Origin of the sequence: Janibacter melonis (assembly GCF_020567375.1) — a bacterium.
Lineage (GTDB): Bacteria > Actinomycetota > Actinomycetes > Actinomycetales > Dermatophilaceae > Marihabitans > Marihabitans melonis.
In genome coordinates this window covers 230404-248941 of record NZ_JAJBZM010000002.1, presented here as the reverse complement: position 1 = coordinate 248941, position 18538 = coordinate 230404, and the positions used below count along the sequence as shown (strand labels likewise).

The 18538-nt window shown below is 75.2% G+C and carries 27 protein-coding genes; 10 read left to right on the top strand and 17 right to left on the bottom strand.

Going from position 1 to position 18538, the window contains the following annotated elements; genetic code table 11:
- Position 1 precedes the first annotated feature (1 nt).
- Genes LIV55_RS07290 through LIV55_RS07275 form a run of 4 tightly spaced genes read right to left on the bottom strand, consistent with a single transcriptional unit; the run spans position 2 to position 3094 of the window.
- Positions 2 to 976 (bottom strand): threo-3-hydroxy-L-aspartate ammonia-lyase, encoded by a 975-nt coding sequence (locus LIV55_RS07290; RefSeq protein WP_229299772.1) that lies wholly within the window; start codon positions 974 to 976, stop codon positions 2 to 4.
- The gene (locus LIV55_RS07285; RefSeq protein ID WP_191564826.1) at positions 973 to 1638 is read right to left on the bottom strand and encodes a type 1 glutamine amidotransferase domain-containing protein; all 666 of its coding nucleotides are present in this window, start codon (positions 1636 to 1638) and stop codon (positions 973 to 975) included. The genes LIV55_RS07290 and LIV55_RS07285 overlap by 4 nt, the downstream gene beginning before the upstream one ends.
- 40 nt (positions 1639 to 1678) lie before the next feature.
- On the bottom strand, positions 1679 to 2368 hold the full coding sequence (locus tag LIV55_RS07280) for a response regulator transcription factor (RefSeq protein WP_229299771.1): 690 nt from the start codon (positions 2366 to 2368) through the stop codon (positions 1679 to 1681).
- A gap of 24 nt (positions 2369 to 2392) precedes the next feature.
- The gene (locus tag LIV55_RS07275; RefSeq protein WP_229299770.1) at positions 2393 to 3094 is read right to left on the bottom strand and encodes a VOC family protein; all 702 of its coding nucleotides are present in this window, start codon (positions 3092 to 3094) and stop codon (positions 2393 to 2395) included.
- Between the two features lie 53 nt (positions 3095 to 3147).
- On the opposite strand from LIV55_RS07275, the gene LIV55_RS07270 reads away from it, so the two are divergent.
- Positions 3148 to 3738 (top strand): protein-L-isoaspartate O-methyltransferase family protein, encoded by a 591-nt coding sequence (locus LIV55_RS07270; RefSeq protein WP_229299769.1) that lies wholly within the window; start codon positions 3148 to 3150, stop codon positions 3736 to 3738.
- Between the two features lie 101 nt (positions 3739 to 3839).
- Positions 3840 to 4196 (top strand): hypothetical protein, encoded by a 357-nt coding sequence (locus LIV55_RS07265; protein WP_123093444.1) that lies wholly within the window; start codon positions 3840 to 3842, stop codon positions 4194 to 4196.
- Position 4197: 1 nt separating this feature from the next.
- On the opposite strand, the gene LIV55_RS07260 is transcribed toward LIV55_RS07265, so the two are convergent.
- Positions 4198 to 5037: an FkbM family methyltransferase gene (locus LIV55_RS07260; protein ID WP_229299768.1), complete on the bottom strand. Its 840-nt coding sequence runs from the start codon at positions 5035 to 5037 to the stop codon at positions 4198 to 4200.
- A 125-nt stretch (positions 5038 to 5162) separates the two neighbouring features.
- Between LIV55_RS07260 and LIV55_RS07255 the strand changes: the two genes are divergently transcribed.
- Genes LIV55_RS07255 through LIV55_RS07245 form a run of 3 tightly spaced genes read left to right on the top strand, consistent with a single transcriptional unit; the run spans position 5163 to position 8451 of the window.
- Complete coding sequence (locus LIV55_RS07255; protein WP_123093446.1) at positions 5163 to 6248, top strand: glycosyltransferase family protein; 1086 nt, start codon at positions 5163 to 5165, stop codon at positions 6246 to 6248.
- Positions 6245 to 7231 (top strand): glycosyltransferase, encoded by a 987-nt coding sequence (locus LIV55_RS07250; RefSeq protein ID WP_123093447.1) that lies wholly within the window; start codon positions 6245 to 6247, stop codon positions 7229 to 7231. Before LIV55_RS07255 ends, LIV55_RS07250 begins: the two co-directional genes overlap by 4 nt.
- Positions 7228 to 8451 carry a glycosyltransferase family 2 protein gene (locus LIV55_RS07245; RefSeq protein WP_229299767.1) on the top strand — a complete coding sequence of 408 codons (1224 nt, stop codon included), beginning with the start codon at positions 7228 to 7230 and terminating at the stop codon, positions 8449 to 8451. Before LIV55_RS07250 ends, LIV55_RS07245 begins: the two co-directional genes overlap by 4 nt.
- Before the next feature lie 27 nt (positions 8452 to 8478).
- On the opposite strand, the gene LIV55_RS07240 is transcribed toward LIV55_RS07245, so the two are convergent.
- Both LIV55_RS07240 and LIV55_RS07235 read right to left on the bottom strand, forming a co-directional pair.
- Positions 8479 to 9861, bottom strand: coding sequence for a pyridoxal phosphate-dependent decarboxylase family protein (locus LIV55_RS07240; protein WP_229299766.1), 1383 nt, complete (start codon positions 9859 to 9861; stop codon positions 8479 to 8481).
- Positions 9862 to 9915: 54 nt separating this feature from the next.
- A complete protein-coding gene (locus LIV55_RS07235; protein WP_123093450.1) occupies positions 9916 to 10269 on the bottom strand; it encodes a hypothetical protein in 354 nt (117 codons plus the stop codon).
- Between the two features lie 147 nt (positions 10270 to 10416).
- Between LIV55_RS07235 and LIV55_RS07230 the strand changes: the two genes are divergently transcribed.
- Both LIV55_RS07230 and LIV55_RS07225 read left to right on the top strand, forming a co-directional pair.
- Complete coding sequence (locus LIV55_RS07230; protein WP_229299765.1) at positions 10417 to 11613, top strand: NAD(P)/FAD-dependent oxidoreductase; 1197 nt, start codon at positions 10417 to 10419, stop codon at positions 11611 to 11613.
- A gap of 81 nt (positions 11614 to 11694) precedes the next feature.
- A complete protein-coding gene (locus tag LIV55_RS07225; protein ID WP_229299764.1) occupies positions 11695 to 12030 on the top strand; it encodes a YnfA family protein in 336 nt (111 codons plus the stop codon).
- An 89-nt stretch (positions 12031 to 12119) separates the two neighbouring features.
- On the opposite strand, the gene LIV55_RS07220 is transcribed toward LIV55_RS07225, so the two are convergent.
- From LIV55_RS07220 to LIV55_RS07185, 8 genes are read right to left on the bottom strand one after another with little or no spacing between them, the layout of a single operon-like run.
- A complete protein-coding gene (locus tag LIV55_RS07220; protein WP_229299763.1) occupies positions 12120 to 12293 on the bottom strand; it encodes a CsbD family protein in 174 nt (57 codons plus the stop codon).
- Positions 12294 to 12337: 44 nt separating this feature from the next.
- Positions 12338 to 12907 carry a hypothetical protein gene (locus tag LIV55_RS07215; protein ID WP_229299762.1) on the bottom strand — a complete coding sequence of 190 codons (570 nt, stop codon included), beginning with the start codon at positions 12905 to 12907 and terminating at the stop codon, positions 12338 to 12340.
- Positions 12904 to 13524 carry an Asp23/Gls24 family envelope stress response protein gene (locus tag LIV55_RS07210; RefSeq protein ID WP_229299761.1) on the bottom strand — a complete coding sequence of 207 codons (621 nt, stop codon included), beginning with the start codon at positions 13522 to 13524 and terminating at the stop codon, positions 12904 to 12906. The genes LIV55_RS07215 and LIV55_RS07210 overlap by 4 nt, the downstream gene beginning before the upstream one ends.
- A gap of 53 nt (positions 13525 to 13577) precedes the next feature.
- Positions 13578 to 13961: an Asp23/Gls24 family envelope stress response protein gene (locus tag LIV55_RS07205; protein ID WP_201468031.1), complete on the bottom strand. Its 384-nt coding sequence runs from the start codon at positions 13959 to 13961 to the stop codon at positions 13578 to 13580.
- Positions 13948 to 14127, bottom strand: a complete 180-nt coding sequence (locus LIV55_RS07200; RefSeq protein ID WP_068270635.1) for a hypothetical protein — start codon at positions 14125 to 14127, stop codon at positions 13948 to 13950. The genes LIV55_RS07205 and LIV55_RS07200 overlap by 14 nt, the downstream gene beginning before the upstream one ends.
- Before the next feature lie 37 nt (positions 14128 to 14164).
- A complete protein-coding gene (locus LIV55_RS07195) occupies positions 14165 to 14404 on the bottom strand; it encodes a hypothetical protein (protein ID WP_229299760.1) in 240 nt (79 codons plus the stop codon).
- Positions 14401 to 14712: a hypothetical protein gene (locus tag LIV55_RS07190; RefSeq protein WP_201468033.1), complete on the bottom strand. Its 312-nt coding sequence runs from the start codon at positions 14710 to 14712 to the stop codon at positions 14401 to 14403. The genes LIV55_RS07195 and LIV55_RS07190 overlap by 4 nt, the downstream gene beginning before the upstream one ends.
- A complete protein-coding gene (locus LIV55_RS07185; protein WP_068270642.1) occupies positions 14709 to 15164 on the bottom strand; it encodes an Asp23/Gls24 family envelope stress response protein in 456 nt (151 codons plus the stop codon). Before LIV55_RS07185 ends, LIV55_RS07190 begins: the two co-directional genes overlap by 4 nt.
- Positions 15165 to 15311: 147 nt before the next feature.
- On the opposite strand from LIV55_RS07185, the gene LIV55_RS07180 reads away from it, so the two are divergent.
- The 3 genes from LIV55_RS07180 (at position 15312) to pdxH (ending at position 17299) form a co-directional block, all read left to right on the top strand.
- Positions 15312 to 15902 (top strand): RNA polymerase sigma factor, encoded by a 591-nt coding sequence (locus LIV55_RS07180; protein ID WP_068270647.1) that lies wholly within the window; start codon positions 15312 to 15314, stop codon positions 15900 to 15902.
- Positions 15899 to 16423, top strand: coding sequence for a hypothetical protein (locus tag LIV55_RS07175; protein ID WP_229299759.1), 525 nt, complete (start codon positions 15899 to 15901; stop codon positions 16421 to 16423). Before LIV55_RS07180 ends, LIV55_RS07175 begins: the two co-directional genes overlap by 4 nt.
- Before the next feature lie 195 nt (positions 16424 to 16618).
- Positions 16619 to 17299 carry a pyridoxamine 5'-phosphate oxidase gene (gene pdxH, locus LIV55_RS07170; RefSeq protein WP_229299758.1) on the top strand — a complete coding sequence of 227 codons (681 nt, stop codon included), beginning with the start codon at positions 16619 to 16621 and terminating at the stop codon, positions 17297 to 17299.
- Between the two features lie 4 nt (positions 17300 to 17303).
- Here pdxH and LIV55_RS07165 read toward each other — a convergent pair whose 3' ends face one another.
- Positions 17304 to 17804 carry a DUF8821 family protein gene (locus tag LIV55_RS07165; protein WP_229299757.1) on the bottom strand — a complete coding sequence of 167 codons (501 nt, stop codon included), beginning with the start codon at positions 17802 to 17804 and terminating at the stop codon, positions 17304 to 17306.
- Between the two features lie 5 nt (positions 17805 to 17809).
- Positions 17810 to 18499 carry an alpha/beta fold hydrolase gene (locus tag LIV55_RS07160; RefSeq protein ID WP_229299756.1) on the bottom strand — a complete coding sequence of 230 codons (690 nt, stop codon included), beginning with the start codon at positions 18497 to 18499 and terminating at the stop codon, positions 17810 to 17812.
- Between the last annotated feature and the right edge of the window lie 39 nt (positions 18500 to 18538).

Below are 18538 nucleotides of genomic sequence, written 5' to 3'. Positions count from 1 at the left end.
ATCACACCCCCGTCGCGAGGAGCTCGGCGTACCGGGCGAGGTCGACGTTGCCCCCGGTGAGGACCACCCCGACCCGTTGCCCGGGCGAGACCGGCACGGCGCCGGTGAGGACCGCGGCCAGGCCGAGGACACCGGTGGGCTCGACGACCTGCTTGAGCGTCCCGGCCATGTGCCGCATCGCGTCGACGAGCGCGGCGTCGCTCACGGTCGCGATGCCGGCGACGTGCTCACGGATGATCGGGAAGGTCAGCGACCCGAGGTAGGCGGTCTGCGCCCCGTCGGCGATGGTGCGTGGAGGCTCGATGCGCACGACCTCGCCGGCCTCGAGCGAGCGCCGGCCGTCGTCGCCCGCCTCGGGCTCGACGCCCCAGACGGCCGCCGTCGGCGCGAGCTCCTGGGCGGCGAGGATCGAGCCCGCGAGCATGCCGCCGCCGCCGAGCGGGGTGACGACGACGTCGAGGTCGGGCACCTCCTCGAGCAGCTCGCGCACGGCAGTGCCCTGACCGGCGATGACGTGCCGGTGGTCGTAGGGCGGGACGACGGCGGCACCGGTGCGCTCGGCGATGGCTACCCCGATGGCCTCGCGGTCCTCGGTGTAGCGGTCGTACCCGACGACGGTGGCGCCGTACCCCTTCGTCGCCTCGACCTTCGTCTGCGGGGCGTCGTGGGGCATGACGATCGTCACCGGCATGCCGAGCTCGCGCCCGGCGAGGGCGACGGCCTGGGCGTGGTTGCCCGAGGAGTAGGCGACGACGCCGGCCGCGCGGCGGTCGGGGTCGACGGCGCTGAGCGCGGTGTACGCGCCCCGGAACTTGAAGGCGCCGATGCGCTGGAGGTGCTCGGACTTCAGGTGCACCTCGCACCCGGCGAGCGCGTCGAGCCGGTGCGAGCGCAGGACGGGGGTGCGGTGGGCCACGCCGTCGAGGAGGGCGGCGGCCGCGCGGACGTCCTCGACCGTGGGCGGGGCGGTGGTCACGAGGGCAGGACCTCGAGCAGCCGCTGCGCGAGGGGGCGTGAGGAGGCGGGGTTCTGGCCGGTGAGCAGCATGCCGTCGACGACGACCTTCGGCTCGAAGGCGGGCCCGGTCTCGACCTCGAAGCCGGCCTCGCGCAGCCGGTCCTCGAGCAGCCACCTCGCCTGGTCGGCCTTGCCGCCGGCGCGCTCCTCCTCGTTGGAGAAGCCGGTGACGGTGCGCCCGGTGACGTCGCTGGCGAGCAGCGCGGCCGGCCCGTGGCAGACGATGGCGAGCGGCACGTCGCGCTCGACGGCCGCGGTGATGAGGGTGCCCGAGGTCTCGTCGACGGCGAGGTCCTCCATCGGGCCGTGGCCGCCGGGGTAGAAGACCGCGTCGTAGTCGGCGAGGTCGACGTCCTCGAGGCGAAGGGGGGCGCTCAGCTCCTCGAGGTCGTCGAGGACCTCGCGCAGGTCGCGCCCGCCCGTGGCCTCGGGGGTGAGGCTGCGCTCGTCGGCGACCGGTCGCACCCCGCCCGGGGTGGCGAAGCGGACGGTGTGCCCGGCGTCGGCGAGGACCTCGAAGGGGGCGACGAGCTCCTCGGCCCAGTAGCCGGTGGGCACGCTCGACCCGTCGGCGAGGGTCCAGCTGCGGGCGCCGGTGACGACGAAGAGGACGGTGGCCATGAGGACTCCTGCGTGCTCGGTCGGGGACGTCCCCCCGACCTTACGACCCGTCGTGGGGCACGCGGTCGGCGAGCACGCGCATCCGCCCGCCGCGGCGGAAGCCGTGGTCGACGCCCCAGAGCACGGCCTGGCTGCGCGACGTCACCCCCATCGTCGCGTAGGCCGCGCGGATGTAGGACTTCACCGAGTTGATGCTGAGGTAGCAGGCGCGGGCGATCTCCTGGTTGCTCAGCCCCTCGGTGATGAGCGCGACGACCTCCGACTGGCGCGGGGTGAGGCCCTCGGCGCGTCCCGGCCACTCGGCCGGGCGGGGCTGGTCGTCGACGGGCTCGGTCTCAGCGGTGAGGACGACCCGCTCGCCGGCCTGGACGCGCTCGACCGCGTCGACGAGCTCGCGCGCCGACGCGGACTTGCGCACGACGCCCGACAGGCGCGCGTCCTGCGCGACCGCGTCGACCCAGGGCCCGACCTCCCACGTGTAGATCACGGTGTGCCCGACCATCTCGTCGGCGGCGAGGAGGTCGAGGTCGCGGTGCCCCGAGCCGGTGATCGCGTAGGCGTCGTACAACGCGACGTCGACCGGCTGCGACACGAGGACCCCGCAGTCGACCTCGACGACACGCACGCGGTCGGCGAAGGGGGCGAGCATCGCCGCCACACCGCGGGCGACGACCTCGAAGTCGTTGAGGACCGCGAGACGGATCGGCTGGCCTGCGTCGGGGCTGGGCATCTGCCGACGGTAGCGGCGAAGGGGTCAGCCCGGGCCCGGGAGCAGCTGCAGCTCGTTGTCGTCGGGATCGGTCAGGGCGACCCCCTCGGGGTCGTCGGCGACCCCTGCGCGGGTGGCGCCGAGACCCACGAGCCGCTCGACCTCCTCCTCGAGGGGGCCGTCGGCGACGAGGTCGAGACGCAGGCGGTTGCGCCCGTGCTTCGGGGCGACCGGGGCCCCGCCCCACGTGATCTTCGGCCCGCCGTGCGGTGACTGGACGGCGGTCTCGTCGTCCTCGTCCCACACGAGGGGCCAGCCGAGCGCCTGACTCCAGAAGACCCCGGTCACCCGGCGACCGTCACCGGAGAGCGCCCCCACCCGGCCGGTGCCGGCGAGGAAGCGGTTGCCCTCCTCGACGACGCACAGCTCTCCCCCTTCGGGGTCGGCGAGCACGACGTGCGTCGCGTCGTCGCCCTGCCCGACGTCGAGATAGGTCGCGCCGAGCGACAGGGCGAGCTCGACGACATGGGCCTGCCCGCCGGGCACGTCGCTCGTGAGGTCGAGGTGCGTGCGGTCGAGGCCGCGCCGGGGCTCGGTGCTGCGCCGGAAGCGGATCGCGAGATCGCCCGGGCAGGCGGCGGGCAGCAGGTCGCCGCGCACCTCGCGCTCGAGGACCGCGCCCCAGAAGGCGGCCAGCCGCTCGGGGTCGGCTGCGTCGATGCTCAGGGCCTGCAGATGTGCCGTCATCGCCCACTCCTTCGTCGTCCCGCCAGCCTAGGACCGCCGCCTAGCCTCGTGGGGTGGACGAGGAGAGCGAGCACGAGGTCGTCCGACGGGTCGACGCGGCGATGGCGGCCAGCCCGCGGGCGGCTCACCTGCGGCCGGCGGAGCGGGACCGGGCCGCGGTGGACGCGCCGCTCGCCATCGGGTCGGGGCAGACGAGCTCTCAGCCGCGCACCGTGCGCGACATGCTCGTGCTTCTCGACGTCCGTGCGGGCCAGCGCGTCCTCGACGTCGGCGCGGGGTCGTGCTGGACGACGGCGATCCTCGCCCGTCTCGTCGGCCCCGACGGCCGGGTGCTCGGCGTCGAGCGCCTGCCCGAGGTGCTCGCGCTCGGCCGGGCCGCCCTCGAGCGCGCCGACCTGCCGCAGGCCCGGGTGCGTCTGGCCGACCCCCGTCACCTCGGAGCACCAGGCGACGCCCCCTTCGACCGCGTCCTCGTCTCCGCGATGGCGGGGCGGCTGCCCGAGGAGCTGCTCGCGCAGCTGACGCCGGACGGCGTCATGGTCGTGCCGGTGGCCGGCGAGATGCTCCGCGTGCAGCGCCGGGGCGAGGACGACCCGCTCGTGACGACCCACGGGCGCTACCGCTTCGTCCCGCTCGTCAACTGAGCCCCCCACCTGACGCCCCCGCTCAGACCCCCCGCGGTACCCCCCAAGGGGTGGTCCCGCTCCCCGGCCGTCGGTGCTGGTCCGGCGGTTACTGTCGCCAGATGAGCTTCGAGCTGACCAAGACCATGCAGGCGGCGAGCGCCGGCTACGGGCTGTACTGCCTGGCCAAGCCGTCGCACCTCGCGAGCGCCCTGCGCGAGCCGCGCAACCAGCGCGCGCTCGACCGGCTCGCCCGCACCTTCGCCGTCCGCGACATCCCCATCGCCGCGCTCGCCCTCGCCGGCCCGCCCGCCGCCCTGCCGTGGGCCGTCGGCGGCCGGGTGGCCTCCGACGTCGGCGACGCCCTGGTCCTCGGGGCGAGCACGAAGGGGTCGATCCGCACGAAGGTCCTCGCAGTCACCCTCGGGTGGGCCGCCCTCAACGCCCTCGCCTACGCAGCCGACACCCGTCGCCGCTGACTCAGCCGTAGTGCCGACCCAGCCGCGAGACGTACTGCGCCTCGAGATCACCACGACCGCACTCGTCGAGCAGACGCAGGCAGCGCCGGGCCAGCCCCCGGTGCCTGTAGCCGATGTCGGCGACGAGCGCGAGCACCGCGAGGTCGCGCACGGCCAGACCGGCAGGGTCTCGCACGTACAGCACGTCGGACTCGACGATCTGGCGCGAGTCGTGCTCCCACGGGTCGGCCCACTGGGTCGGGGCGAGCGGCCAGGTCCGGTGCTGGACGACCTGCAGGGCCATCAGCCCCATCGAGCGCAGCTGGGCGTCGAGCTCGCCGGCGGTCGGCTGGCCCTCGTACAGCGGCCAGAAGCCCATCTCGAGCTGCACCGCGAGGACCCGCTCGAGGGCGTGCTCGCCGCTGCGCAGCACGGCGAGCTCGCTGCCCTGCACGTCGACCTTGAGCAGGTCGACCGGCCCGAGGTCGGGCACGTCGTCGAGGCGCACCGTGTCGATCTCGACCTCGTCGACGACGCGGCCCAGCCGCTCGAAGTCGACGAGGTGCGCGAGCCGCATCGGGTCGGGGCGCAGCAGGCTCGAGAAGCCCTGCTCCTCGCACACGTGGAGCACGTGCCGACCTCCGTCGCCGACGGCGTGCGGCAGGTAGCGCTCGTGCGGACCGGCCAGCCCGCGCAGCCGCTCCATGGCCTCGGGCAGCGGCTCGAAGCCGGTGACCCGCGCCAGTCCCGCGTCGAGCAGGTCGACGTACGGCACCTCGTCGTCGAGGGGGTTGGCCCCCACGTCGAGGACGTGCACGGGCGCGTGCTCGAGCACGCTCTCGGGCAGCATCGGTCGGTCCACGATCAGGTCCCCTGTCGTCTCGGAGTCGGCGCGACTCACCCTAGGACCAGCCCCACATCGACCCGGCGCCCGGGGGCGCCCGCACGGAAGGCGGCGACGTCATCAGCGAGATCGTCCTGAGCGAGGTGCGCAGCAACCGGCTGCGCGCCACCGGCCCGGTCGTGCGGCACGTGCCGCGGGGCCATGCCTACGTCGACGCCCTCGTCGGCGCCGAGCCCGCTCACCTCCACCCCGCGGACCCGCCCGTGCCCGGCGCCCCGGCCGGTCAGTGGTGGCCCCACCCGGCGCTCACCCCGCGCTGGGTCGCCGACCACGCGCACGAGATCGACGTCCTGCACGTCCACTTCGGCTTCGAGCACCTCGGGGTCGACGACGTCCGTCACCTCGTCGCGAGCCTGCGCGCCCATGACATCCGGCTGGTCCTCACCGTGCACGACCTCGTCGACCCGCACGGCACCGGCGAGCGCTACGGGCGCGTCCTCGGCGAGCTCGTCGGCTCCGCCGACGCCCTGACGACCCTCACCCCGGGCGCGGCCGCCGAGGTCGAGCGCCGCTTCGGCCGGCGGCCCCAGGTCATCTCGCACCCGCCGCTCGTGCCCGCCGGGGTGCTCCCGGCCCGCCGGACCGGGTCCCCCTTCGTCGTCGGTCTGCACCTGAAGTCGTTGCGCGCCAACGTCGCCGCCCTGCCGGTCCTCGACGCGTGCGCCGACGCCGTCGCCGGCCTCGACGACGCGCAGCTGCGCGTCCACCTCCACGAGGACGTCACCCGACCCGACCACCCGCGCCATGACCCGGAGGTGCTGCGGCGGCTCGCCCGGGCCCGCGCCGACGGTGCCGACGTGCGCGTGCACGCCCCGCTCGACGACGCCCAGCTGTGGCGCGACCTCGCCCAGACCTCGCTCGCCGTGCTGCCCTACACCGACGGCACCCACTCGGGCTGGCTCGAGATGTGCCACGACCTCGGCACCCGGGTGCTCGCGCCCGACCTCGGCTTCTACGCCCAGCAGCGTCCCGTCCTCACCTACCGTCACGACGACCTCACCGCCAGCGTCGAGCGCGCCGTGCACGAGGCCCACGCCCGGTGGGCGCAGGGCGAGCCGGCCCCGGGAGGCGACGCCCGCGTCCTCGCGGCGGAGCTCGAGAGCGCCCGGGCCGCGCACCGCGAGGTCTACCTGGGCGTCGCCGAGGACCGCGTCGTGCGCGGGGCATGAGCGTCGTCCACCTCGTGCCCGGCCCGGGGTCTCACGGCGTCGTCCGGCACGCGCTCACCCTCCTCGCCCAGCCGCCCCTGACGGGCAGCCCCGTCGTGCGCGGGCGGCACCTCGGCTCGCCGCCCGGTCTGCACCCCCGCCTGGCGCACCTCCACGTCACCGACCACCTCTGGGGCGAGAGCCCCGACGCCGCCGCGGCGGCGGTCGAGCGGGTGGCGCAGCGCTGCCCGGTCTCCCTGACCCTGCACGACCTGCCCCAGGAGGGCGAAGGGGCAGAGCGCCGCGCCCGCCGGGCGGCGGGGTACCGGCGGATGGTCGCGGCTGCCCGCGGCGTCGTCGTCGCCTCCGAGCACGAGCGCGAGCTCCTCCTCGCCTGCCTCGACGGCGGGCCGGTGCCTCCGGTCGAGGTCGTGCCGCTGCCGCTCGACGCGCCGGACCTCAGCCCCTCGCGGCCGCCCGGCAGCGGCGAGGTCGCCGTCCTCGGCTACCTCTACCCCGGCAAGGGGCATCTCGACGTCCTCGACGCGATGGCGGGCCTGCCGCCGAGCACCGGCTTCGCCGCGCTCGGCGCGCACTCCCCCGGTCATGACGACCTCGTCGGCGCCGTCGTGGCCACCGCGCGCGCCCAGGGTCGCGTCGCCCGCGTCACCGGCTGGCTCGCCGACGCAGCGATGCACGAGGAGGCCCGCCGGGTCGCGGTGCCCGTCGTCGCCCCGGTGCACGTCTCCGCCTCCGGCTCGGTCGGGTCCTGGATCGCGGCCGGTCGCCGTCCGCTCGCGACGACGAACCCCTACGTCGTCGAGCTCGCCCGGCGCTGCCCCGGCTCGGTGACGCTCGTCGAGCGCGACGACCTGCCCGCCGCGATCGCCCGGGCCCTCGCCGACCCGACCTCGACCTGGCTCGAGCCCTCGGTGCCGATCGGCCCGAGCACCGCCGAGGTCGCGCAGACCTACTCCGACGTGCTCGCCGGATGGGCACGATGACCCCCGACATCGGGGTCGTCGTCCCGTACTACGACGACCAGCGCGGGCTCGACCTGCTCCTCGCCGCCCTCGACCAGCAGGACTGCGCCGGCCGCTTCGAGGTCGTCGTCGCCGACGACGGGTCGCCGGTCGCCCCGGCGGTGGGCGAGCACCCCTTCGCCGTCCGCGTCGTGGGCCAGGCCGACGCCGGCTTCCGCGCGGCCGCCGCGCGCAACCTCGGCGCTGCGCACACCGACGCCCCGGTCCTGTGCTTCCTCGACGGCGACACCCTGCCGACGCCGGGCTACCTCGGTGCGCTCGCCGCGGTCGTCGCGGCCGGTGACGAGCGCGGCGTGCTCGCCGTCGGGCGACGCCGGCACGCCGAGCTCTCCGGCCATGCCCCCGAGGACGTCGTGCGCTGGCTGGCAGGCGAGCCGGTCGACGTGACGACGCTGCCGGACCCGCAGTGGCTCGCCCGGGGCTACGCCGAGACCGACGACCTCGCGAGCGCGGATGCCGGCGGCTTCCGGCTCGTCATCTCCGCGGTCCTCGCCTGCGACGCGGAGCTCTTCGCCCGGGTCGGCGGCTTCGACGAGGACTTCGTCGGCTACGGCGGCGAGGACTGGGAGCTGGGCCACCGGGCCTGGCTCGCCGGCGCCGCCCTGCGGCACGTGCCCGGCGCCGTCGCCTGGCACGACGGCCCTGACGCCGGCGGCCGCGCCCCCGACCACCTCGCGAAGACCGTCGAGACCCTGCGGGTGGCCTCCCGGGTCGCCGCGCCCGGTGCGCGCCACCCCGGTCTCGTGTGGCCCCACCCCGCCGTGAGCGTCGAGCTCGACGACACCGGGTGCGACCCGGCCGCCGTCCTCGCCTGCTGCGCCGACCTGCTCGCCGTGCCCGACGTCCGGGTGCACCTGCGCTCCGGCGAGTGCACCACCACCCCCGGGTGGCCGGTCTCGGACCCCCGCGTCGTGATCGGCCCGGAGCCGGCGGCGACAGCCGCGCGCCGGGCCTGGCACGTGCAGGTGACGCGCCCGGTCCTGCTCGACGTCGACGTGCACGCGCTGTGCGCGCGCGGCGAGGCAGCCTACGACGACGCGCTCGTCGTCACCGAGACCCGCAGCCGCGCCCTCGGCCTCCCCCCGCCGCCAGCCCGGTCGGGCGCGGGGGTGCTCCGCGACCTGCCCGCGAGGGTGAGCCTCGAGGGCCTGTGGGGATGGGGCGACCCGAGCGCCCCGTGACCCCGAGTCAGTTCGCGTCGCCGGTCGTCAGCCCTCGCCGACGGTCACCGCCTCGACCGCCTCCCACACGGTGCGGATGGTCTGCGCGACCGCGACGTCGTCGGTCGTGTAGCCGCTCACCGAGAAGCGCATGACCGCCCGGTCGTGCCACCTGCTCGCGCTGGGGTAGACGAGCCCGTCCTCGTGCAGCCGGGCGAGGACCGCCAGGGTCGTCTCGTCGTCGACGGCCGCGACGGTGACCTGGGTGTAGACGACGTCGTTGAGCACGGTGAGACCCGGCACCTCGGCCAGACCCATCGCCAGGCCACGGGCGGAGCGCACGAGACGGTCGACGAGGTCGACGAGACCGGACCTGCCGAGCGAGCGCAGGGCCGCCCACACGGGCACGCCGCGGGCCCGGCGGGACATCTCGGGGACGAGCTCGTGGGGGTCGGGCTCCTGCGAGTGCAGGAGGTAGTCGGCGGAGTGGCCGAAGGCGCGGCGCAGGGCACCCGCGTCACGGACGACGGCGACGCCGCTGTCGTAGGGCGTGCTCAGGGTCTTGTGGGCGTCGGTCGCCCAGGAGTCGGCGTCGGCCAGCCCGACGACGAGGTGGCGCAGGGCGGGCGAGGCCGCGGCCCACAGGCCGAAGGCGCCGTCGACGTGCACCCAGGCGCCGGCGTCGTGCGCCGCCGCGCAGATCGGGGCGAAGGGGTCGAAGCCCCCGGAGTGGATGTTGCCGGCCTGGGCGCAGACGACCGTCGGGGCGTCGTCCTGCCCGAGTGCCGCGCGCAGGGCGTCGGGGTCCATCCGGCCCTGGGCGTCGGCGGCGACCGGGGTCGGCGCCCCGAGCCCGAGGTAGCGCAGGGCGAGGTCGACCGACCCGTGCCGCTCGGCACCGACGAGGACTCGCAGTCGAGGTGCCCCCTGGACGCCCTGCGTCGCGACGTCCCACCCCCGGGCGGCGAGCAGCGCGTCCCGGGCGGCGGTGAGCCCGGCGAGGTTGGCCGTCGTGCACCCGGTGACGAAGCCGACGGCGCTCGAGGACGGCAGGTCGAGAGCCTCGAGGAGCCACTGCCCCGCGACCTCCTCGACGGCGACGACGCCCGGGGTCGCGTCGCGCATGCCGGCGTTCTGGTCCCACGCGCTGACGAGCCAGTCGGCCCCGAGCGCGGCGGGGAGGGTGCCCCCCATGACCCACCCGAAGAAGCGGGGCGAGCCGATCGTCAGCAGACCCGGCTCGACGACGTCGACGAGCTCCTCGACGACGTCGACGGCGGGCATCCCCTGCTCGGGCAGGGACTCGGGCAGACGAGCGCGACCCGCGCCGACCGGCTGGGTCGCCGGGATCGGCCGGGTCGCGAGATCTGCACGCCAACGACGGGCCGCATCCAGGGCCGCGGTCAGCTCGGGCGTGCGCTCGGGCGCCACCCACCCACGGTCCTCCTGCGGGGCGTCACCGCGCAAGAGGACCGTGGGCCGGGGTCACGGCAGCTTGTCGCCGCCCGGGCCGAAGCCGCTCGTGTCGGCGTGCAGCTCGCCGTCGTCGCCGCGGTGGATCGTGTCGGGCAGGTCCTCGCCGCGACCGGGCAGGTGAGCGCTGCCGGCCTTGTCCTTGACGGTGCCGGCGGCGTCCTTCGCCGCACCGGTCACCTTGTCGGCGACGACCGGTGCCTGGGTCTTCGCCGTGTCCTTGGCCTGGTCGACGGTGCGCTGCACCTTCGGGCTCGACCACAGCTGGCCGGCCTGGGTCTTGATCTGCTCGTAGCGCTGGCGCCCGGCGCGGGCACCGAGGACGTATCCGACGCCGACACCGGCGAGGAAGGAGATGCGGGCCATGAGATGCCTCCATGGGGTTGGGGAGGTCCCCACGATTACAGGTCGGAGGGGGCCGCGACGACCTTCGAAGGGGGGTGATCCGCCAGACCCTGGACGAGGCCGGCGCGATCGGGTCCCCCGCACCGCACCGTGCGCCACAGTGGGCTCATGACCACCTACGGACTCATCGTCATCGGCAGCGGACCGGCGGGGGTCGCCGCCGCTGCGTCCTACCTCGAGGCCGACGGCGAGGGGCCGGTGCTGCTCCTCACCGCCGACGAGCACCCGCCCTACGAGCGTCCTCCGCTGAGCAAGGAGTCGCTGCGCGGCGGGGAGCCCGAGCTCACCCCCAACGCCTCGGCCGACGGGCTCGACGGGGTCGAGATCCGTCTCGGCACGACCGTCGACGCCGTCGATCTCGACGCCCGTGCCGTGCGGGCCGGGGGCGAGGAGATCCCCTTCGCCTCGCTCGTGCTCGCGCCCGGCGCGCACCCCCGGGTCCTCGACGGGGTGGACGCCGACGCGGAGGTGCGCGTGCTGCGCACCTACGCCGACCTCGAGCGGCTCGCCGAGTCGGCCGGTCACGCCCGCACCGCGCTCGTCGTCGGGTCGGGCTTCATCGGCTGCGAGGCTGCCGTCTCCCTCGCCCTGCGCGGTCTCGACGTCACCGTCGTCTCCAGCGAGGCGACGCCCCAGGCCGACCGGCTCGGCGAGCGCGCGGGCGCGCTCGTCGAGGACCTGCTCGTCGGGCACGGCATCACGCTGCGCGGCGGGGTCCAGATCAGCGGCATCCGCGCCCCGCGCACCGTGCACCTCGACGACGGCACGACGATCGAGCCCGATCTCGTCCTCCTCGCCGTCGGCGTCGAGCCCTCGACGAGCTGGCTCGAGGGCAGCGGTCTGCAGCTGCACGAGGGCCGGGTCGTCGTCGACGAGCACCTCCGGGCGGAGGAGGGGGTCTTCGCCGCAGGTGACGCCGCCCGCGCGCACAACGCGACCGCCGGCCGGCCGATCCCCGTCGAGCACTGGTTCGACGCCGAGACGATGGGGTCGGTGGCGGGTGCCGGCGCCGCGGGCCAGGACGCGACGTGGGACTCGGTCCCCGGCTTCTGGAGCCAGATCGGCGAGCACTGGCTCAAGTACGCCGCGTGGGGCGACGGCCACGACGAGCTCGAGGCCGTGGAGCGTCCCGGTGGGCTGACCGTCTGGTACGGCCGCGAGGGCACCCTCGTCGGCGTCCTCACCTACAACGCCGACGACGACTACGAGCGCGGCGAGCAGCTCGTGGCCCAGGCCGCCCCCTTCGCCGCAGGTCCCCGTGGCGACCAGCCCGAGGGCGAGGGCGAGGAGGACGCGGAGGGCTGACCCCTCTTCGTCCCACCCGGGTCGAGGTGATCGCGCGAGCCCTGGCACGCCGAGACACCTCGACCCCGGGAGGATGGGCCCATGACCGTCGCGCGCTCGATCCTGCTCTTCGTCCTCGCCGCGATCGCCGAGATCGGCGGCGCCTGGCTCGTCTGGCAGGGCATCCGCGAGCACCGCGGGCTGCTGTGGGTCGGCGCCGGGTTCGTCGCGCTCGGTCTCTACGGGCTCGTCGCGACGCTGCAGCCGGACGCGAGCTTCGGGCGGGTGCTCGCGGCCTACGGCGGCATCTTCGTCGCCGGGTCGCTGCTGTGGGGCATGGTCGTCGACGGCTTCCGCCCCGACCGCTTCGACGTCGCGGGCGCGCTCGTGTGCCTCGTCGGGGTCGGGCTCATCATGTACGCGCCGCGCGGCGCCTGATCCCCTCGGGCACGACGAGGCCCCGGCGGCCGTCACCTGACGACCACCGAGGCCCGTGTCGCGTGCGAGCCCGGGGGGCTCGGGGCCGATCAGCCCTTGAAGACGTCCTTGACGTCCTCGCCGGTCTGCTTGACCTCGGCCTTGGCCTGCTCGGCCTGGCCCTCGGCCTTGAGCTCGTCGTCGTTCGTCACGTCGCCGACGACCTCCTTGGCCTTGCCGACGGCCTCCTCGGCAGCGTTCTTGGCCTTGTCTGCGATCCCCATGGTGGTGTCCTTCCTGTGGTGGGTGGTGCGGTGAGGTGCGGGTCCTAGAGAGCCCGCGGCATCCGGGCGCCCAGACGGGCGACCTTCAGCTGGACCCGGCAGCGGATGTCGTCGCGGCCGAGCACGTCGTGGAGCTGTGCCGACACGAGGTCGGCATGCTGCGCCAGGGCGGCGAGGTCGCACTCGCGCTCGACCGTGGCCGTGATGCTCGCGACGAGCTGCCCCCGGTCTCGCACGAGCGAGCCGCTCGCCCGGCGTACGCCGATGGTGTCGGCGAAGGCGTCCGCGGCGGCACCGACGACCTCGCCGGCCGCGGCGTCGAGGCGACCCTGCGGCCCGCTGCCGCTCACGTGGAGGCGGTCGACGGTCGAGCGGTGCAGGTGGGCGAGCAGCCAGGCCAGGCCGAGGAGCACGAGGAGCACCCCGGCTGCCCCGAGCGCGGCCGGCCACCACGACGCCTGGGTGAGCTCCGTGGCCGAGCGCGTCGAGAGGGTGTCGGCGGCCGGGCTGCGGCCGCTCCACCACCACACGAGGGCTGCGCCGCTCACGAGGAGCACGAGGGAGAGCACGAGCGTGCCGGTGCGGTCCCAGACGGCGGTGCGACGGCTGGTCATCGGAGCTCCTCGTGCCGGACGGTGACGGACGTGCGCGGGGGTGAGGCCAGGGCGGCGAGCACGGGGTCGACCCGCTCCCGGGTGCGCCGGACGACCTCGTCGCGCTGCGCACGCGGGGCGAGCGAGGTGACGTGGACCGCGACCTTGCGCCGGGTGGCGCGCACCGAGACGTCGGTGACGCTGTCGGTGCCCTCGACCGCGCCGGCGACGACGCGCTCGAGGTCGCCGGTGCGCAGGTGCACCCCCGTGGCGGCGTCGAGGTCGACGCTCGTGCGGGGCCGGCGGCCCAGCGCGACGGGCAGCAGGAGCAGGCCGAGGACGACGGCGGCGATGCCGGCGCCGAGCACGACGGGGGCGTCGTGGGCCAGCCCGTCGAGGGCGTCGACGACGCCGGTGGTCACGGGGTCGCGGCCGACGGCGCCGCTCACGGCCAGCGCGTCGTGGATCGCGAGGGCGCCGAGCGCCACGAGCCCGAGAGCGACGAGACCGGCGACGAGGGGCAGGCTGCCCCGGCCGACAGGCGCCTTGGCGGCGCGCATGACGTCCTGCCCGGGTCGGGCGTGCCCGGGTCCGGCGTGAGTGGGCGCGGTCTGAGGGGGCATGGTCTGAGGGGGCACGGAGCTCTCCTTCCTCGTCTGGGGGTTCTCGTGCGGGGCTGGGGCGCGGGCGGTCATTCGACGCGGCGGCGCGCGGTGCGCCCGTAGGAGACGGAGGAGACACGCACGTCGACGGCGGTGACCGTCATGCCCGTGAGGGTCGAGACGCGCTCGCGCACGTGGTCCTGCACAGCAGCGGTCACGGTGCTCAGGGGCGCCGGCCAGCGGGTGGCGACCTCGACGCTGACCCGAGAGGTCTGCCCGGCGACGACGACGTCGGCGTGCGGCAGCCCGCGACCGGTGATCCGGTCCAGGCCCGTGCGCTCGACGACGACGTCGTCGACCTCGCGGGCGGCGATCGTGGCGATCCGGCGCACGACGGCGTCGGCGACGACGGTGCGTCCGCGCTCGTCGACCGGGGGCAGCTCGCGCCGTGCCGTGGGGTCAGCCGCGGCCACGACGGCCTCGCAGCGCGGCGAGATCGATCTCGCCGTCGACGTGACCGCCGACGAGATAGCCCGCGGCACCGAGGATGACGGCGACGAGCAGGCCGACGAGGCCGCCCGCGGCGAAGGCGATCGCCAGCAGCAGTCCGGCGATGAGACCGACGGTGGAGGTGGTCATGGTGAGCTCCTGCTCTTCGTGCTGGTCAGAGGTGCGGTCAGAGGTCGAGGTAGCGACGGGCTCCGGGCCAGCCGCGCGGGAGTCGTCCGCGCAGGGCCCGCACGAGCAGCCGGGCCCGACGCCGGCGGCTGCGTGGCGCGGGTGCCGGGGTGTGCCGGCGGTCGACCTCGGCGAGGGCGGCGCGAAGGGAGTCCGCGTCACCCCCGAGGTCGGGGTGGTGGGCACGCAGGGCGGCGCGTCGGTCGCGCCGCCACTGCGCCCCCTTCGCCGGGCTCACGGCCCGACGCTCCCCCCGGGGTCCCGGGTCGGCGAGGTGACGTCCTCGACGACCACGGCGACCGGTGTCGTGACGAGATCGGCGACGGCCGCTCGCACGGCCCGGGCCACGTCGGCGACGACGCTGCCCATGGCGACGGTGATGTGCACGTCCGTGCTGTCGTCACGCAGGCGCACGCCGTCGACGCGGCGGCCGGGCAGGTAGGTGCCCACCTCGCCCCACGAGCCGGCGTGCAGACCGGTGACCCCCGGGACCGCGAGGACCGCAGCGGCCACCCGGTCTGCCGCCGACTCCGCCGGTGCGGTCACCGGACTCGCGGCTCCTCGTCGGCGGCCGGCTCGGCCGACTCCGACTCGAGGTGGACGTCCTGGACCTCGACGTTGACCTCGGTCACCTCGAGACCGGTCATCCGCTCGATCGAGTCGACGACGTTGCGCCGGATCCCAGTCGCGAGGTCGGCGATCGAGACGCCGTACTCGGCGATGAGCTGGATGTCGACGGCGGCCTGGCGCTCGCCGACCTCGACCGTGACGCCCTGGCCGTGGTTGGTGCTGCTGCCGGGGATGCGCTCGCGCAGCGCGCCGACGGCGCGGGCGGTGCTCCCACCGAGGTCGTAGACCCCGGCCACCTCACGGGCGGCGATACCGGCGATCTTCGACACCACGGTGTCGGCGATCGTCGTGCGGCCCTGCTCGCTGACGAGGGCGCTGGACGTCTCGCTCGTGGCGACGCTCTTGCTGGTCGTGGTCGTGTCGGTCATCTGTCCCATCCGTTCGTAACTCGGTGATGCGTTCGTGAGAGTTGGACGGGTCGAGCACGCCGATCCTCACGCGATATCGCGCCGATGTGACGCGCATCACATCCGCGCCTGCACGGCCCCCGCTCGCCGGCGCGGGACGTTGAGCCCGTGACCACCCCCGACACCGCGGCGAGCACCGACCGCGCGCTCGCCCGGCGGGCTGGCCTCGGGGACAGAGCGGCCTTCGAGGAGCTCTTCGCCCGGCACTTCGTGCGGACCTACCGCTTCGCGCTGCGGATGCTCGACCACGACGAGCAGCTCGCCGAGGACGTCGCCCAGGAGGCGTGGATCAAGGTGTGGCGCGCGCTGCCGGACTTCCGGGGCGACTCCGCGGTGCAGACCTGGCTCTTCTCGGTCGTCACCCGGCAGGCGTACGACGCACGACGCCGGAGACGTCCCCTCGCCGTCGACGACGAGATCCTCGAGCCCCTCGCCCAGCGGCGTCGTGGGATCGACGGCGAGCCCTCGGCGCAGGGCGACCCGGAGCGCTCCGCGATGGCCGGCGAGCTGTGGCAGACGTTGACCGTCGCGCTGGGCGAACTACCGTGGAGGCAGCGAGCCAGCTGGCAGCTGTACGAGCTTGAGGGCCTGTCGTACGACGAGATCGCCCAGGTCCTCGACACGACACCCGGGTCCGTGCGCGGTCAGCTGCACCGAGCCCGGCGCACCCTCGCGATCAGGATGGAGCAGTGGAGATGACCCTCCCGCACCCCGACGACGGGGCACCCGACGAGGCCGCCGAGCGGGCCGCCCAGCTCGGCGCCGAGGACCTGCGCCGGGCCACCGAGCAGCTGCGCTCCGCCCCGCCACCGCGCCGGGCGGTTGAGATCGCCGATGCCGTCCTCCGCCGGGCCATGGCAGCCCCCCGGCGCGCGCGCCTGGCACGCTCGCGCCACGACGACGAGCTGCAGGTCTCGACGACCGCCATCACCGCGACGATGCGCGCCGACGTCGACACCGCGCTCGCCGGCGCCGCCGTGCAGCAGATCGACTACGACATCTCCCCCGACGGCTACCTCGCGGCGGTGCGCCTCGACCTGCTCGTCCAGTACGGCTCGTCCCTCGTCGACCTCGCGGACGAGGCACGGGTGGTCATGGCGGGCTCGCTCGAGCGGCTGCTCGGCGCCGGTGACGTGCCCGTCGTCGTGCACCACGTGCACGTCGAGGACGTGACGATCGGCGACCCCCACGTCGTCGACCCGGGGGACGAGGCGGGCTGAGCCCTGCCCGGCGGCAGCTCTGCGGCCGCGTGCAGCACCCGCATCTCGGCGCGGTCGCCGTCCCGACCTGCGTGTCGGACGGCGCCTCGCGACGACGGGGACGAGATGCCGGGGCTACCAGCGCTCCGTGAGGTCCAGGTGCAGTCCGACGCGCGGTCACCCCGCGGCGCCCCACCCGCGGCATAGGGTCGGCGGGTGGACGACGTCACGCGCACCGACTACACCGGCACCGGCATCAGCGAGGACGAGCTCGCCCCGACCCCGTTGCAGCAGGTGCGCCGCTGGGTCGACGAGGCCGTCGAGCGCTCTCGGGCCCAGCCCGACGTCCCCGAGCCGCACGCGCTGTCCGTCGCGACGGTCGACGCCGACGGCATGCCCGACGTGCGCACCGTGCTCATGCGCGTCCTCGACGAGCGCGGACCGGGCTTCTACACCGGGACGACGTCGACGAAGGGGGTGCACCTCGCCGCCAACCCGCAGGTCGCCGCCTCCCTCGTCTGGCCGGCGATGTTCCGCGCGATCCGCTTCCGCGGCCGGGCCGAGCTGCTCGAGCGCGACCTCGTCGAGGACTACTTCACCAGCCGCCCCTGGGGGTCGCGCATCTCCGCGTGGGCCTCGCACCAGTCGCAGCCCGCCGCCTCGCGCGCCGAGCTGCAGCGCGCCTACGACGAGGCGGCGGCACGGTGGCCCGACACGGGCAGCCGCGACGACGTGCCGGTCCCGGACTTCTGGGGCGGGTACCGCATCCGGTGCGACGAGGTCGAGCTGTGGGGCGGGCGCCGAGACCGGCTGCACGACCGCCTCGTCCTCACCCGTGTCGCCGAGGGCTCGCTCGACGACGCCGCGGCCTGGCGGCTGCACCGCCGCCAGCCGTGACCGTCTACGTCATCGGCGGGTGCGTCCAGGCGCCCAGCGGGGGCGGCGGGTGCTCGCCCTTGACGACGAAGTACGAGCCGCGGATCGTGCCGGCGAGCTTCGAGCGCTGACGGGCGAACTTGAAGGCGCCGAGCTCATCCGGCACCTCCATCCCGTCGGAGAGCTTGAGGCCGACGGCGCGCTTGCCGCCCCCGGCCAGCGTCCACAGGGCGTTCACCGCGAGCCCGCTCTCGTAGAAGACGTGAGCCCAGCGGATGCCCTCGACCTCGAGGTCGCTCACCTCGAGGGCGGGCGAGGAGACGACGACGTCGCGCAGTGCGAGCAGCTCGGTGACCCAGGCGAGGACCTCCGGGGCCTGCGCGGCGGGCACGGTGACGAAGGTGTGGCCGAACTTCGTCGAGAAGTACCGGGCCTCGTTGGCCCTCAGCCCGGCGAGAGCGTCGGCGACCGGCGAGGACTCCAGGCCGACCGTGGAGACGTCCGAGAAGTCGACGACGTAGCTCATGCAGGTCAGGCTAGACCCGCGAGGAAGGCGCGGAGCGTGCTCACGAAGTCGGCGGGCCGGGCGGCGTGGACCTCGTGACCGGCGTCGATCGTCATGACCCGGCCGTCGGACAGCAGCTCGACGAGATCGATGATGCTGTCCTGGGGGACGAAGCTCGTCGCGCCGCCCGCGACGACGAGAGTCGGCGCGGTGATCGCGGCGACGGTGGCCGGCCAGTGCGCGGCGGGCGAGTCGATCTCAGGGCGGACTTGCTCGACGACCCGCCAGTCGAGGTCCAGCTCACCCTCCGGGCGCTGCGGGGTCGCCGGCTCGCGGGGTCGCAGCAGACCGACGTCCTCGAGGACGAGCCGGCGCACGAGGGCGGGGTCGCCGGCAGCGACCCGGCAGGCGACGAGGCCCCCGAGCGAGTGCCCGACGAGGTCGACGGGCGCACCGAGAGCGGGCAGGAGCCTGCGCACGTCCTGCGCCATGAGGTCGACCGAGTAGCGGCCGGGCCAGCTGCTGCGACCGTGGCCGCGCAGGTCGACCGCGTGGACGACCCGGTCGCCGGCGAGGTCATCGGCCACGACGCCCCAGTCCTGCGCCGTGAGCCCGGTGCCGGGCAGCAGGACGAGCGAAGGGAGGTCGCCGGGCTCTCCTCGGCGCACCACAGAGATCTCGACCTCGCCGACGCGGTACTCGCTCCTGTGCGCCATCTCGCGACCCTACGACGGGTGGTGGCCTCTGCCCGTCGG